Origin of the sequence: Bacillus sp. T33-2, from assembly GCF_002860205.1 — a bacterium.
Taxonomy (GTDB): Bacteria; Bacillota; Bacilli; order Bacillales; family Cytobacillaceae; genus T33-2.
This window is the reverse complement of the sequence record NZ_PGVB01000009.1, coordinates 37,719-52,099: the sequence shown is the minus strand read 5'-3', so window position 1 is coordinate 52,099 and position 14,381 is coordinate 37,719. Positions and strand designations below refer to the sequence as shown.

The following is a 14,381-nucleotide window of genomic DNA, read 5'->3' as shown; positions in this document are numbered from 1 at the left end:
CTTTCATAGACATTATGATGGACAGTTTTGGGCTCAGGCCGGGTGACTTTGTCTTTCATAGACATTATGATGGACAGTTTTCAGATCACGCCGGGTGATTTTGTCTTTTATAACAAACAGGAGGGACAATATTCTTCCTCACTTGGGAATTTATCTTCATTTGTATGCAAGTTTCCTATACTGAAATATTATTAAAATATTCTTTATTTTCTGTAAAAATAAGCAGGATTTTTTTACTATTTTTAGAATTATATATTGTTAAACGAGTGATTTGGACCTATAAAACCTCCAAATCACCTTTATATATATGATTCTTTAGAAATACGGGGGTAAATGGATGAACGTATTTAGCTTGTTTTTAGCTGAAATGGCCAAGCTGGCAGCGAAAAAAGGGGTCCTGGTTTCGGTTATCGCTGCCCTGATGGTACCAGTTGTTTATGGCGGCATTCTTCTGTCTCCAAAATGGGGCCCATATGACAACCTGTCAAACTTGCCTGTAGCGGTTGTCAATAATGATCAGGGTGCTACATCCGGGGATGAGCCAATCAATGTAGGCAAGGATTTGGTCGCTGATCTGGAAAAAAGTACGGATCTCGGCTGGAAATTCGTAGATTCCCAGGAAGCACAAAAGGGACTTGATAGCTTTAAGTATTATATGGTTATAGAAATTCCGGAGGATTTCTCTCAAAGAGTTGCCTCCGTTCTTGACTCCGATCCAAAAGTCCCTGAGTTAAATTACATCCAGAACGAAGGCTTGAACTTCATGGCAGCCCAGGTCACAAGAAGTGCGACTGAAAAAATCAGGGAGAAGCTTGCAAACAAGATTACCGAAAACTATACAACCAATGTGTTCAACAGCCTCAGCGATGTTTCAGATGGATTCCAAAAAGCAGCTGATGGGTCACAACAGCTGAACGATGGTGCTGGCCAGCTGCAAGATGGAACGACCCAACTTTTGCAATCGCTTACAGAAAAATCCGGAGATATATCCAAACTGGCGGATGGTGCAAATGAGCTTGAGAACGGCACTGGTCAATTATTAGGTTCATTATCTTCTAAACAAAGTGATATAACCAAACTCGCAAACGGTTCCAATGAATTGAAAGCTGGTACCGGACAGTTGCTATCATCTTTAAATGAAAAGTCTGGGGATATAAAAAGACTTGCTGACGGTTCTGCTGCTGCAAATGCTGGAACAGGATTACTGCTGCAAAAATTAAAAGAAGGACAACCAAAAATTCAGTTATTGGCTCAAGGTGGAAAAGATTTATCCCAAAAAGCTCCACTGTTGTATGATGGAACTCAACAGGTTCTAAAAGGTTTACAAGATACGAAGAATGGACTTGTACACGAACTTAAACCTAAGACTGAAGATTTAGCTAGAGGTGTAACACTTGCTGTGGATAATCTTTCAGGAGTTTCGGCTGCGCTTCAAGGTTATCTACCTGCTATTCAAAAATATGTAACCGAGCCTACAGAAGAGAATAAACAGGTTTATTTAACTGCAATTGGAACGCTTCAACAGATTTCAGACGAATTAAACCTTCAAACAAACAAAGACAGTCTCGCTACTCTCAAAGCAGGTGCTGCTGCTCTACCAAAAACATTTGAACCCGGTGGTGAATCTGGTAAAATTGTAACTCCTATTGACGCACTAAATGGTTTGATTGCTGGACAAACGGAAATTAACAATGGAGTTAAAGAACTTGCTGCAAAAGCACCGGCACTCGCTGAAGGTACGTCAGAACTTAATTCAAAATGGGATGAACTAATAACAAATGTGGGTACATTACATGCAGGTACCACTCAAATTGCTGGAGGTACCAAAACCGTAGAAACCGGCTGGACCACAATGACCGCTGGAGTAACAAAACTTGATTCCGGTGCAGGACAAATCGCAACCGGGAACGCCACAGTCGACAGTGGCTGGCGCCAGCTAACAAGTGGTGCTTCACAGATCCACTCGGGCACAGTCCAGGTCAGTGATGGTACCGACAGTGTTGAAAAAGGCTGGGGTGACCTGACTGAGGGTGTCACAAAACTGAATGACGGCGCTGGCAAACTGAATGACGGAAGCAGCGAACTCGCTTCAGGACTTAAAGACGGGGCTGAGCAAACGAGCAGCATAAAAGCGGAGGATGATAATATTGGCATGTTTGCGTCCCCTGTTGAGCTGATCAGCGATAAGGTGCATGGATATGAGCACTACAGGGATTCAACTGCTCCTTACGTCATAACACTAGCTTTGTTCGTCGGAATTTTGATCATGTCCTTATTCATTAACTTCAGACGGCCGGAAGACGTTTCAGCCATCAGCTGGTTTGGGGCCAAGTTCCTGAATCTCGCTGCATTGGCAGTCGGCCAGGCACTATTGCTTTCCACCGTTGTCTTACTGTTCTTAAATGTCGATGTCCAAAATCTATTTGGATTTGTATTCTTTGCGGTCGTTGCCAGCATAGTGTTTTCGGGGATTGTATTGTTCTTCGCTTCCCTCGGAAACATCGGGCGCCTATTGGCACTCGCATTTGTAGTACTGCAGCTTTCTACAACCGGAGCAAACCTGCCGATTGATATGCTGCCAGAATACCTGCGAACACTAAGCGACTTCCTGCCATTTACTTATTCTATCGCAGGCTTCAAGTCACTTATGACATTAGGCGATTTCGGCACAGGCTTGACAAATTTAGCCATCCTGCTTGGTTACCTGATTATTTTCGCTACACTGGCGCTGCTGGTTTTCTTCATGAGGTCAAAAGGAGAACCACAGCAGACAGACCTGGCTGTTTAATGAGAAGAGCTGCCCCGTAAAAATGGGGCAGCTCTTTTCCATAATGTATTTAATTCGCCAGCTTAGTTACAAACCCCATGATGGCTCGGGCACCCATTTTCTTCCCTCTCCACCTGGATAGTACTATGGTCAATCCCGAACTGGTCATGGAGAATTGACTGGGCGTTGTGCAATGCTGCATCATGCTCGCCGTCTTCCGTAATTGAAATATGGCAGCTCAGCATCGGAACGCCGGAGGTAATGGACCATACATGCAAATCATGAACTTCGCAAACATGGGGAATGCGGAGAAGAGCAGGTTTAATCTCGTCTAGTTTTAACTCATCGGGAGCCCCTTCCATCAGGACATGCAATGACTCTTTTGTCACTCTCCACCCGCTGACCAGAATCAAAACACAGACCGCCACACTTGCGATCGGGTCGGCAATTCCCCATCCAAAAAAGTAAATGAGAAGTGCTGCGATAATCGCTCCAAAGGATCCAAGCATGTCACCCAAAACATGCAAAAAAGCACTCCTTACATTCAGGTTATCCTCCTTGTCAGCCTTCATCAGTATCCAGGCAGCCACAATATTGACCAGCAGCCCAATGGTTGAAATCGCAAGCATCCCAATGCTCTGAACCTCGGGAGGGTTCAAAAAGCGGTGGTATGCTTCATAAAAAATATATACAGAAATAATGATCAATGTTAATCCATTCAGTGCTGCTGCAATGATCTCAAAACGTTTATAACCAAAAGTTTTCGACTTTGTTGCTTTCCGTTCCCCGAGTTTCAAGGCAAACAAACTCAATCCGAGTGCAGCAGCGTCACTTAGCATATGCCCGGCGTCAGATATAAGGGCAAGGCTGTTGGTCATGATCCCGCCGATGACTTCCACCAGCATAAATGTAAAGATAAGCAAAAACGATAAAAACAAAGCTTTTTTATTGCTTGTATGATGATGGCTGTGGCTGTGCCCGTGGTGATGCCCATGGCCCATTGTCTTTCCCCTCTCTCTATAAAGCAGCGTATATTTTATTATGCTGAAAAACGGTCAATCGTTCAACCTTTTCACTTAAAATCCGCAACGGCCAGTGGAGATATAACGATAATGGACACGCACATGTAGTTTTAGGTTTGCCGTTTTTAATGGTTCTGTCTATAACACTGTTAGATTTATGACATACATTATAGAAAAGCGGGGTGAAAATGTGGATAAACAACAAAGCAATTATGAGCTATGGACGGAATTTCCTTATGCTGGGGAGGAACAGCCTCCAAGAAACGGGGTTGAACCGTCGGCAGGTTCATGGAGGACTCATTATATAAAGAAGAACGAAGATGGGGACTTTGAAACATTATCCGGGACGCCGATAAACTGGCCAATCCGTCATCCGAATACGATTAACTGGAACCAGCAACTGAGAGTTGTCCAACGAGTAAATAGAAATCTTACTGAAAGGGAAATTACGATTGTGAAGTTCTGGGGTGCCGGCCCACCCTCAAAACAATGGCTTCCAATAGTTGACCGGCTGATTGACATCTACGCAGTTCCGGCTCCTAGGGCAGCCAGGATTCTGGGGGCTTTTTTTGCCGGTTTGAATGATGCCATGATTGTCACTTGGCACTTCAAGTACAAATGGCTGGTTGCCCGGCCCAATCAGCTTGATCAAAATCTTGCCACCGTGATTTGTACCCCGAGACACCCTTCTTACCCGTCTGGACATGCTACATTGTCAGGAGCGGCGGCAACCATCCTAAGCTATTTCTTTCCTGCCCAGCGCCAGAGGCTTTATGCATTGGCTGAAGAGGCTGCAATGTCCAGGCTATATGCAGGCATCCATTTTCCAGTGGACAATCAACAAGGACTACGTCTCGGCAGGCAAATTGGCTTGATCGCGGTTCGAGAACTCCAGAAGGATCGTAATGCAGACGGCTCTATTGTGGACACCCCGTATCGTGAATATAGGGACGCAGAATTAATGCCGCCGCCATACGAGCTTGCACTCCCATTTGATTATGATAACAGCTGTGATTCACTCGTGGTCGACACAGATGACGGCTCAATCGATACCAATCCAGGCTAAGAAGTTTTTGTTAAAAACAGCAGAGAACGTTTAGTCTCTGCTGTTTTTTTGACCCTTCAAAAAACACTTATCCCGCATTAACGGGCAGTAACACACCCGCCTCTAGTAATAGAGGAAATCGAGAATTCTAGGTGGGGGTAAAAAAAGCCCGATTGGTTCAACTAACGATCAGTGGGGAATGAACAAAACCCCCACTGATTGAAGTTTCAATTTATAAATACTTCCGGCTGACTCCTTTGCCGTCGTACGTAAATAGCATATTTCTTCCTTCGACGACTGTTTCAATATGGGCTTTCCTTCCCCAAAGCTGGTGGATATACGGCAGCACTTTCTCAAGGTATTTAATATCCAGCTCAATTCCTTCATACCAGTGCTTAATATAAAGCTCGCCATTTTTCATGTAGTCGCCATCGCTGACGGTGAGGTAAGGGAACCCGCCATTTACACGCATGCTGACAAGCTGATCCCTGACCTGCTCCCATGCTTTGTCGACTATTTTATACTCCCTGCCCTGCTTTTGGAACAAATACATATCCTCGCGCATGACCAGGTCTTTTGTTAAATAATTACGCAAAAAAGAAATGTCAGATTCGATTTCGCGGACCTCAAAAATTTTGTCCCGCCCGGAGTCCGGCTTCGCGCCACGTTCCTTCATTTCCTCAGTTGGATTATTATAACGTTCTTCAATATCTTCAAACATTTTCAGTCCCAGATAATATGGATTGATGCCAGTCTTGGACGGCTGGACCACCCCTGCATTCAACTTCGCAAATTCGATCGATTCGCCGGAAGTAAGGTCCATTTCACGCAGGATCCGCTGATGCCAGTAGGACGCCCAGCCCTCGTTCATAATTTTAGTTTCAAGCTGGGGCCAAAAATAAAGCATTTCTTCACGCATCATCGTCAAAATATCACGCTGCCAGTCAGACAGTTCCCTGCTGTAGCTTTCAATAAACAGAAGCAGGTCCTTTTCAGGCTGTGGTGGGAACTTCTTTTTCTTTTTCTTTTTTTGCTCGGCCTTCTTCTCTGTTAAATCCAGGTTCCATAAGTCATCATATGGAGAGGTCAACCGGCTGTCCTCATCTTCATAGTCGGCTTCATCAACAGACCAGGAAAGCTTCGGCCTCATCAAAGACGGATCAATATGCTCATCAATCGCAAGCACCGCATCAAGAAATGTTTCCACTTCATGCTTGCCGTGCGCGACCTCATAGCCGCGGATCCTCTCAGCAGTCGCAGACATGCTTTCCACCATATCCCTCTTTGTATTGCGGAACCGGGCATTGTTTTTAAAGAAATCACAATGTGCGAGCACATGAGCCACGATCAGCTTGTTCTGAATCAGCGAGTTAGAGTCAAGCAAAAATGCATAGCATGGGTTCGAATTGATGACAAGCTCATAAATTTTCGAAAGGCCGAGATCATAATGCAGCTTCATTTTGTAAAACTGTTTTCCAAAGCTCCAGTGTGAAAACCGGGTCGGCATCCCGTAAGCACCAAAAGTATAAATGATATCAGCCGGGCAAATTTCATAACGCATCGGATAAAAGTCAAGCCCGAATCCTCGGGCAATTTCAGTTATTTCGGAAATGGCATATTCCAATGCCTGTTGGTTTTCGGTCACCCGTCTCTCTCCCTTCTTGTTCTTACCACAATGTATGAAAAAAACAAGGGAAAGATGAACAGGTTATTTTCAGATTATTGACTTTGCCCCGACAGATTCACAAGCTTATAATTTTCAGGTTACTGACTTTGCTCGGTAACTGACAGACTCACAAGCCTGTTATTTTGAAGGTTGTGCGTAACGTGTACAGTGGCGGTACGTGGCTGTCCATTTTGAGTCAGTTGGAATTTGAACGAATCAGTCACATTGTTTTGGTCTGCCTGTCTCCTGCCCAGGTATTGGTAATCCCTGACCGGCTGGCCTGGATAATCCTCTTTGATTACAGCCATCGCAATCCGTCCGTATTTTTCATAATCCTGCCTCTCGGTATTTGCGGCATCAGCTCCAGAGCCAAACTGAAGAAACAGGCATGAAAGCATGATAAAAGCAATCATATATTTTTTCACGATGATGACCTCCATATATATTTTTCATTTAGTTTCCGTCATTTTTTTACCAGTTATGCATTGTATAGTACAAGGGGAAATCAATTTCACTGGCTGGCACAAAACCAATGATCATTGCGATTTATACAGGTAAAACTTGAAAAGCCATGTTCCAAGGCAAGACCAACATTTGCTGAGTAACATCAACCGATAAAGTCCATATAATAAAATCAACTCCTTAAAAGGAGGAGAGACATGAACAAAACCGACTACGACCGGGCCCTGTACTATACCCATCGGTCACAATGGGACAATTTACTGATCCTGATGGTCAGGACAGACGATCAATTTCTGGCTAAAAAAATAGAACATTTTCTCCATGCATACAACTTTGAACGAGACTATTCAGCCATTGAAAAACGACTGTACTCCCTGCTTCGTTACATTGACCATGCAAATGAAACGTCCGGTGATGATGGCTACATCGAGCCAGTCGCACCGGGCTTAACATAAATAAATGCCAACAAGGGATATTTTTCTAGAAAACAACCTATAGTTCCTTTCGAAGGACAAGAATTTGAACAACGTATAATTGTTACAATAAGAATTCCACCAATTGAAAACACGGCTCCCTATTTAAGGTGCCGTGTTTTTTATGATTTATCCGTGAATTTAAATGAATTTTTCGTGCTACTATCCCTCAACAGATGCGAAAAAAGCTGGCTTACCTTTTTTGGTCAGTACTTTCCCCGAACAAAGCACCGCAAAGAAGGATAAAATAATAACACCGCTTAACAAGTAAAAACTAAGTGAAATATTTTGTCCTGCAGCAAATTGGGTGAATATAGACAAAAGCAGAATCCTGATGGCGAGCCCGACCGCCCTGAACAGGCTGTCGACTCTACCAATAATGTGGTTCGGTACTGAATCCATCAAGAAGGAATTCCGGGCTACCCGTGTACCCGCATTTCCAAACGCCAGCAATACCGTAAGCATGAAGTAAACAGGGATGCTCTGGACAAAAGCGATAACGGAAATGGCAAAGGTGTACACCAGCACATTCAGGGTGATTATTTGTTCATTGCCCCTCTTCGAGGACAACACAGGAACAAGAAAACCAGCTAAAACAGCTCCTGCTCCGTACACCATGCTCTGTAAGCCGTAGACGGATGCCTCCACTTTTAAAACGTTACCCAAATGCACCGGGAAAAGATAGTTGGTGACCATTACGCCAATAAATGGCATAAAGGAAGCAAGCAGGAATAGAAACAGCCAAGGCTTGTCACTCATGTACCGGTATCCCTGTGTAAGCCGAAACCAGTATGATACAGAGGCATTGTCCTGTTTTGCACTTCCGGAATAAGGAACGGCTAAAAACAGCAACAATGCAGCCAGATATGTCAGGGCATCGATAATAAGCAGCCATTCCAGGTCAACTTTTACAATCATCATTGCCGCAAGCGCGCCCGCCAGAACGCTTGACAGTTGGCCCTGGATTTCCATAGCCCCGTTCAACGGTTTGTATACCGCCGGCAAAAACACTTCCTGGTTGAACGCAAAAATCGCGGGGTAAAAAAGGGTGTAATATAAAGTGCCTGTTCCATATAAAACGATGAAGTGCCAAACCTGATAATCCATCCCTGCCAGTCCGGCAGCCGCGAACAGGGATACTAAAATAAACCCGGCGAATTCACCGGCGGCCAAAATGGTCTTCCTGGAAGTCCGGTCAATAAATTGGCCGACTGAAGGCGTGATCAAAAAACTAATGGCCGTCATGATGATCGTTATATAACCGAACAACGTTCCGCCTCCGGGTTCATTGACAAGCAGCCACGGAACACCGATCATCGTAATTCCGGTCCCTATTGAGGAAAATATATTGGCGGCGAGGATAAAATAAAAACGCCGGTCCTGGTACAATCCGCTCATGTATTAACACTCCCTTGGTTCCCATGGAAAAGGAAACAGATTTTATCTCTATATTTATCTTAACGGGAGTTTGCGCTTTTTACTTCATTGCATTGAATGAAGTTCTCATACATACATGGACTTAAAAAATTCCGATATCTCTACTCCTTAAGTCGCAGATCCTAATCTGCCAGCCGGTTCTTCACCGCATACAGGGCGGCCTGTGTCCGGTCGGCCAGGCCGAGCTTGGCCAGGAGGTTGGAGACATGTGTCTTTACAGTTTTTTCGGTAATAAATAGGGAAGCAGCAATTTCTTTGTTGCTTTTTCCTTTGGCAATCTCTTTCAAAACCTCGAGTTCCCTCTTTGTCAGGTCTTCCATAATATATTTTTCGTGGCTGTTCTTGTTGGCAAGGTTCGCCAGCAACAGGGAGGTTGCTTTCGGATGAAGCTGGTTCGCGCCAGCCATCATGCTTTTTATGGATCTGACAAGCTCATCAGGTTCAATATCCTTCAGCTGGTATCCTGATGCCCCTGCTTCAAGGGCCGGGATTACATGGTCCTGGTCTGAAAAGCTTGTCAGGACCATGATTTTTATCGAAGGGAATTTCCTTTTGATTTCCCTCGTTGCTTCGATCCCATCCATCTCAGGCATAATAAGATCCATCAGTATCATATCTGGTTGCAGCTTTTCTGCCAAATCCACTGCTTCCCTCCCATGGGCGGCTTCCCCGATAATTTCTATATCCTTTTGGGTACGGAGAAAAAATACAAGCCCCCGCCTTACTACATGATGATCGTCTGCAATTAACACCCGAATCCCCATTATTTTCCCTCCTAGATTGGTATTTCTATATGTATCGTCGTTCCCTGGCCAGGGTGGCTGCAGAGCCGAAACTTGCCATTCAAGCTTTCAGTCCGCGTTTTCATGCTCCTTAAGCCGAGAGACGGAATCTCGCGGCTGTCATCGTAGAAAAAACCGCACCCGCCGTCAGAAATGACCATCGACACACAATCACTGTCAATATTTAAATCAAGGCTGACCTCACTTTTCTGCGAGTGCTTTTTACAATTGGCAAGCGCCTCCTGTCCGATCCTCCATAAAGCTTCCTCTACTTTTCCGGGAAAACAGGCGACCCCTGTTATTTTTGTATGTATCGCCAGGCCGAGCATACGGGCATAATCACTTAAGGCACATACAATTCCATTCTCAAGGCCGTGGGGCCGAAGCTGCCAAATTAATGCGCGCATTTCGCCCAACGCTTCCTGGGCCAGATCCTGGATATAGGTGAATGTTTGCTTCACTTCATCAGCTTCCGACATTTCCACCCCTGCTCTTGCAGTCAGGCTCAATGAAAACAACAGCTGGTTTACAGAATCATGAAGATCCCTTGCGAGGCGGTTCCTTTCCGCAGCGAGAGCAGTTTCTTGCTCGGTCTGTGTCAGTTTGATCCTTTTCAGCGCTGTACCGATTTGGAACGCCACTGACTCCAGCAAAGCAAGTTCATCTGGCTGGAACCGGGTTTTATACGGGGAACCAACGTTCAGCAGTCCGAATCTTTCGTTTCCCGCCCGGAGAGGGACGGTCGCATGGTGCGTGAGCCCCAAATTATCCCCTAAATTGGCGTCTATCGCATCTTCTATCCGTTTGCATTCAATGATATTTGTCGCCTTCGTCAATTTCCCGTTATTATAGCGCTCAACGCACCAGCAGTCGCCTTTGCACATTGGCCGGCTGTTTTCATATGCCAAAGCGGGAGGAAGCGATTTGCTTGCTGCAAGCTCGTATTTGCCATCGTTTTCTATCAGAAAGATCCAGCCGGTTTCAAGGCCGGTTACATCAAGCAATTTCGTCAATACTTCAGACAGCACCTCCTTGATTTCTGTCCCTTCATTTAAGAGCTCGGCAATTTCTTTTAAAATGCTGATGGCTTTTTCCCTTGTCCCTTCAAGCATTGTATCCTCTCCTCGTTTAGCTTTTCAGCCTTAATTATATCGTTTTTCTTGAGTATCGGCGCACTAAAAAAGGCGGAAAAAGTTCTACGACTAAAGAAGGAGCTTGCCATTTTATAAAAAAATCCGGAGAGCAACGCACTCTCCGGATTTGTATTCAGCAATGACCTACAGTGTCTTTGCCTGATCCATTTTCAGGTCAACGAGTTCCATAAAGTCATTTTCGAGTTTCTGAAGCTTTTGCTGTGCAGCGGCAAGGCTCTGGTCATTGACCCCAAAGTAGAACTTGATTTTTGGCTCTGTGCCTGATGGGCGGAGGCACATCCATGAACCGTCTTCGAGATAATATTTGAGCACATTGGACTTCGGAAGGTAAATCCTCTCCTCGATGCCTTCCCGCACTCTAATTCCAGTCAAGTAATCCTCAATCATTGAAACCCTTAAGTTACCCAGTCTGTCAACTGGTTCTGAACGGAATGCCCCGAGGGTTTTCTGGATCAGTTCAGCCCCTTCCTTGCCTTTAAGTGTAAGAGAACGGAGACCTTCCTGGTAATAACCGTATTCTTCAAAAATACTGAGCAGTGCTTCATATAAAGATAGGCCTTTCTTCTTGTAAAACGCACATACTTCAACCGCCAGAAGCGCTGCCTGCACTGCATCCTTGTCACGAGCAAAATCACCGATCAGGTAACCGTAGCTTTCTTCATAACCAAATAAAAACTTATATTCACCTGATTCTTCGTATTCCTTTATTTTTTCCGCGATGAACTTAAATCCTGTCAAAACATCAACCGTGTCAATGCCAAAGGAGGCAGCGATATTTCTTCCCAGCTCAGACGTAACAATCGTCTTAAGGACGACACCATTGCCCGGAAGCGTGTTTTTCTCCTTTTTCTGCGTCAAAATATAGTGAAGGAGGAGGCTTCCTGTCTGGTTGCCTGTCAATACCACATATTGACCCTGTTCATTCTTGACAGCGATACCAAGCCGGTCGGCATCCGGGTCGGTGGCAATAAGTATGTCTGCGTCGACCTTCCGGGCATCCCTGATGGCCAGCTCAAACGCTGCATGTTCTTCCGGGTTCGGGCTTTTCACCGTCGAAAACTCGGGATCAGGAAGCTCTTGCTCCGCAACTACCGTGACCTGTTGGTATTTGAGGGCTGACAATGCACTTCGGACCGGAATGTTAGCTGTTCCGTGCAACGGAGTGAACACAACCTTAACATCCGTTTCATCAGCAAGTCCAGGGTTTTCGGAAATCGTCAGCAATTTTTCCAGATAGGCACGGTCAGCCTCTGGACCGATCATTGTAATTAAGCCTTTGTCTTTTAATTCCTGTTCCGGGAGCACTTCGATCGCCAGTTCATTTTCAATTTCATTCACCTTTGAAATGACAAGGTCTGCGGCTTCAGGCGGAAGCTGGCCTCCATCAGTTCCATAAACTTTATAGCCGTTGTATTCGGGCGGATTATGGCTGGCTGTAATGACAATGCCTGCAAAAGCATGCAGATGGCGGACAGTGAATGACAATTCCGGAGTTGGGCGCAATTCCTGGAATACATAAGTCTGAATTCCCCTGGATGCCAGCGTTTTTGCTGCCTCCATTGCAAATTCCGGAGATTTGTGGCGGGAATCATATGCGATGACCACACCCCGCCGTTTCGCTTCGGCCCCGTATTCATCGATAAAGGCTGCAAGGCCTGCTGAGGCTTTTCGGACTGTGTATAAATTCATTCTGTTTGTACCGGCACCGATTTCCCCTCGCATTCCTCCGGTTCCAAACTCAAGATCTTTGTAAAAAACTTCCTCTAAGTGCTTTTCATCTGATTTAACTTCATTTAATTCATTTTTCAGCTCAGCGTCCAGGCAAGCAAAGTTCAGCCACCTGTCGGCTTTTGTTTTCCAATCCATGACATGTCCTCCCTGTAAACAAAATAATTCTATAACATCCATTATAGTACAAGTTCACTTAAAAAAAATGTCAATTCTTGTAGTAATGTTTTAGCTTATCTTTTGCTGTAAAAATATGTTCTATTTCCCGTTCGCTAGCATTTTTAAGTAAGCACTTTCAAAACAACTTGTTTCTTATCAAAAGCTATTAACATGTTAATTGAACTATTTCACGTTTATCCTTAAGATTAAAATAAGCATAAACGTGAAACGAAAAAGAGACAAATCTGGAAAGCTTATAAGCGGATAAATTCCCAGGTTCATGTTACAGTTAATAAATCATATTGTTAAATCAGGTAACCTTATACGGGAGAGAGATCGATTATGAAGCAGCCTAAAAAAGATTCGCGAGAATCGTACTTATTTGGAGCATGGGCAATTTCGGTCATTGCCATGTTCGGAAGCTTGTATTTTTCCGAAATCCGCCAATATGAACCATGCGAACTATGCTGGTACCAGAGAATCTTGATGTATCCGCTTGTACTTATTCTCGGGATTGCAACCGTGAAGAAAGATTACCGCATTTCATTCTATGCGATGATAATGTCGGCACTGGGAGCTCTTATAGCTTTATACCATTATTCTCTTCAAAAGATTCCCTTCATGGCGGACAATGCTTACAGCTGCGGCCGGATCCCATGTACAGGGCAATATATCAACTGGCTTGGGTTTATCACTATTCCATTCCTCGCGCTCGTCGCGTTCATCATTATTTTCATTTTGAGCTTGATCATGTGGAAACAGACAAAGGAGGCCGAATAAATTGAAAAAAGTAATTATCTTTCTTGCTATTATCATTGCGTTATTCGCAGCACTTTTCACTATAACCAGGATGCAGAATGCAGAAAAAGCTTCGGGCAACCCATACGGAAAAGATACCCTTCATCCAGAAACGGTAGACCAGCTCGAGGATCCAAACTACCAGAACATCATAACCCCTGACGAATTAACACAGAAGCTGCAGGACGATGAGGATGTAACAGTATACTTTTACAGCCCGACCTGCTCTCACTGTCAGCGCACAACCCCGGTCGTCGCACCTCTGGCCAAGGAGATGGATGTTGATTTAGTCCAGTTTAACCTATTAGAGTTTGAGGATGGCTGGAACAATTATAATATTAAAGAAACGCCAACGATAGTTCAGTATAAAGACGGCGAGGAAGTCAACCGGATTATCGGCTATCACGAAGAAGAAGAGTTCAAGGCCTGGTTTAATGAGAATTCAAAATAAAGAAAAGGACGTATCCAGGGTGGATACGTCCTTTTCTAACACAGCAAGCTGTTTGCCGCTTTGGAATAAACACTTAAATAGGGATGATGTGCAGTTTTGGCTTGTAAAAACTGCCGAAATGTGAACGGGAAATAAATCCCGTAGCTTTTCAGCGTACAAACGTTTTTTTTGAAGACTGTCTCATATTGTTCTGAAATTTTTCCTGACTCCAGAATGGAAATCAGCGTTTGCAGGCTTGTAATGACCCGAAAAGCCTCGCCCAGTGTATTGAAGCTGTCAAAGTGTTCCCTCGTCGTATGTAATACCATCAATTGTTCAAATTCTGCTATGTCTTGATCATTAAAAAAAACAGGAAAAACATCTGAATAAAAATACCGGGTCAATTCCCTGATTTTTGCTTCTTGTCCAGGTGTCGATGCAAAAACAACCTTCACTGA

General features: G+C 44.5%; 13 protein-coding genes. 5 read left to right on the top strand and 8 right to left on the bottom strand.

Translation table 11 applies throughout. The features are described from left to right. Positions 1-337: 337 nt before the first annotated feature. Positions 338-2,788 (top strand): YhgE/Pip family protein, encoded by a 2,451-nt coding sequence (locus CVD19_RS06925; protein ID WP_101581126.1) that lies wholly within the window; start codon positions 338-340, stop codon positions 2,786-2,788. Positions 2,789-2,850: 62 nt separating this feature from the next. Here the strand turns inward: CVD19_RS06925 and CVD19_RS06920 are convergent, their stop codons facing one another. Next, a complete protein-coding gene (locus CVD19_RS06920; protein ID WP_101581125.1) occupies positions 2,851-3,768 on the bottom strand; it encodes a cation diffusion facilitator family transporter in 918 nt (305 codons plus the stop codon). Positions 3,769-3,979: 211 nt separating this feature from the next. On the opposite strand from CVD19_RS06920, the gene CVD19_RS06915 reads away from it, so the two are divergent. Further along, positions 3,980-4,855 (top strand): phosphatase PAP2 family protein, encoded by an 876-nt coding sequence (locus CVD19_RS06915; protein WP_257985053.1) that lies wholly within the window; start codon positions 3,980-3,982, stop codon positions 4,853-4,855. A gap of 211 nt (positions 4,856-5,066) precedes the next feature. Here CVD19_RS06915 and CVD19_RS06910 read toward each other — a convergent pair whose 3' ends face one another. After that, on the bottom strand, positions 5,067-6,479 hold the full coding sequence (locus CVD19_RS06910) for a SpoVR family protein (protein ID WP_101581123.1): 1,413 nt from the start codon (positions 6,477-6,479) through the stop codon (positions 5,067-5,069). Between the two features lie 119 nt (positions 6,480-6,598). Beyond that, entirely contained in the window at positions 6,599-6,925 is a 327-nt protein-coding gene (locus CVD19_RS06905) for a DUF3889 domain-containing protein (RefSeq protein ID WP_101581122.1), read from the bottom strand. Positions 6,926-7,159: 234 nt separating this feature from the next. Between CVD19_RS06905 and CVD19_RS06900 the strand changes: the two genes are divergently transcribed. Continuing rightward, positions 7,160-7,417, top strand: coding sequence for a YhdB family protein (locus CVD19_RS06900; RefSeq protein WP_101581121.1), 258 nt, complete (start codon positions 7,160-7,162; stop codon positions 7,415-7,417). 180 nt (positions 7,418-7,597) lie between these two features. Here the strand turns inward: CVD19_RS06900 and CVD19_RS06895 are convergent, their stop codons facing one another. From CVD19_RS06895 to CVD19_RS06880, 4 genes are all read right to left on the bottom strand, one after another. Continuing rightward, a complete protein-coding gene (locus CVD19_RS06895) occupies positions 7,598-8,833 on the bottom strand; it encodes an MFS transporter (RefSeq protein WP_101581120.1) in 1,236 nt (411 codons plus the stop codon). Positions 8,834-8,994: 161 nt separating this feature from the next. After that, entirely contained in the window at positions 8,995-9,636 is a 642-nt protein-coding gene (locus tag CVD19_RS06890) for a response regulator (protein ID WP_101581119.1), read from the bottom strand. 11 nt (positions 9,637-9,647) lie between these two features. Then, positions 9,648-10,766 (bottom strand): GAF domain-containing sensor histidine kinase, encoded by a 1,119-nt coding sequence (locus CVD19_RS06885; protein WP_101581118.1) that lies wholly within the window; start codon positions 10,764-10,766, stop codon positions 9,648-9,650. A 165-nt stretch (positions 10,767-10,931) separates the two neighbouring features. Continuing rightward, positions 10,932-12,674 (bottom strand): phospho-sugar mutase, encoded by a 1,743-nt coding sequence (locus CVD19_RS06880; protein WP_101581117.1) that lies wholly within the window; start codon positions 12,672-12,674, stop codon positions 10,932-10,934. Positions 12,675-13,037: 363 nt separating this feature from the next. Here CVD19_RS06880 and CVD19_RS06875 point away from each other — a divergent pair, with 363 nt between their 5' ends. Further along, positions 13,038-13,475 carry a disulfide oxidoreductase gene (locus tag CVD19_RS06875; protein ID WP_101581116.1) on the top strand — a complete coding sequence of 146 codons (438 nt, stop codon included), beginning with the start codon at positions 13,038-13,040 and terminating at the stop codon, positions 13,473-13,475. Between the two features lies 1 nt (position 13,476). After that, positions 13,477-13,944: a thioredoxin family protein gene (locus CVD19_RS06870; protein WP_101581115.1), complete on the top strand. Its 468-nt coding sequence runs from the start codon at positions 13,477-13,479 to the stop codon at positions 13,942-13,944. A gap of 35 nt (positions 13,945-13,979) precedes the next feature. On the opposite strand, the gene CVD19_RS06865 is transcribed toward CVD19_RS06870, so the two are convergent. Continuing rightward, positions 13,980-14,378 (bottom strand): YhcU family protein, encoded by a 399-nt coding sequence (locus CVD19_RS06865; RefSeq protein WP_101581114.1) that lies wholly within the window; start codon positions 14,376-14,378, stop codon positions 13,980-13,982. Positions 14,379-14,381: the final 3 nt, after the last annotated feature.

What these genes read in the sequence shown, in the direction of transcription:
- CVD19_RS06925 (WP_101581126.1), top strand. Translation starts at nt 338, where the DNA reads ATGAACGTATTTAGCTTGTTTTTAGCTGAAATGGCCAAGCTGGCAGCG.
- CVD19_RS06920 (WP_101581125.1), bottom strand. Translation starts at nt 3,768, where the DNA reads ATGGGCCATGGGCATCACCACGGGCACAGCCACAGCCATCATCATACA.
- CVD19_RS06900 (WP_101581121.1), top strand. Translation starts at nt 7,160, where the DNA reads ATGAACAAAACCGACTACGACCGGGCCCTGTACTATACCCATCGGTCA.
- CVD19_RS06895 (WP_101581120.1), bottom strand. Translation starts at nt 8,833, where the DNA reads ATGAGCGGATTGTACCAGGACCGGCGTTTTTATTTTATCCTCGCCGCC.
- CVD19_RS06890 (WP_101581119.1), bottom strand. Translation starts at nt 9,636, where the DNA reads ATGGGGATTCGGGTGTTAATTGCAGACGATCATCATGTAGTAAGGCGG.
- CVD19_RS06885 (WP_101581118.1), bottom strand. Translation starts at nt 10,766, where the DNA reads ATGCTTGAAGGGACAAGGGAAAAAGCCATCAGCATTTTAAAAGAAATT.
- CVD19_RS06880 (WP_101581117.1), bottom strand. Translation starts at nt 12,674, where the DNA reads ATGGATTGGAAAACAAAAGCCGACAGGTGGCTGAACTTTGCTTGCCTG.
- CVD19_RS06875 (WP_101581116.1), top strand. Translation starts at nt 13,038, where the DNA reads ATGAAGCAGCCTAAAAAAGATTCGCGAGAATCGTACTTATTTGGAGCA.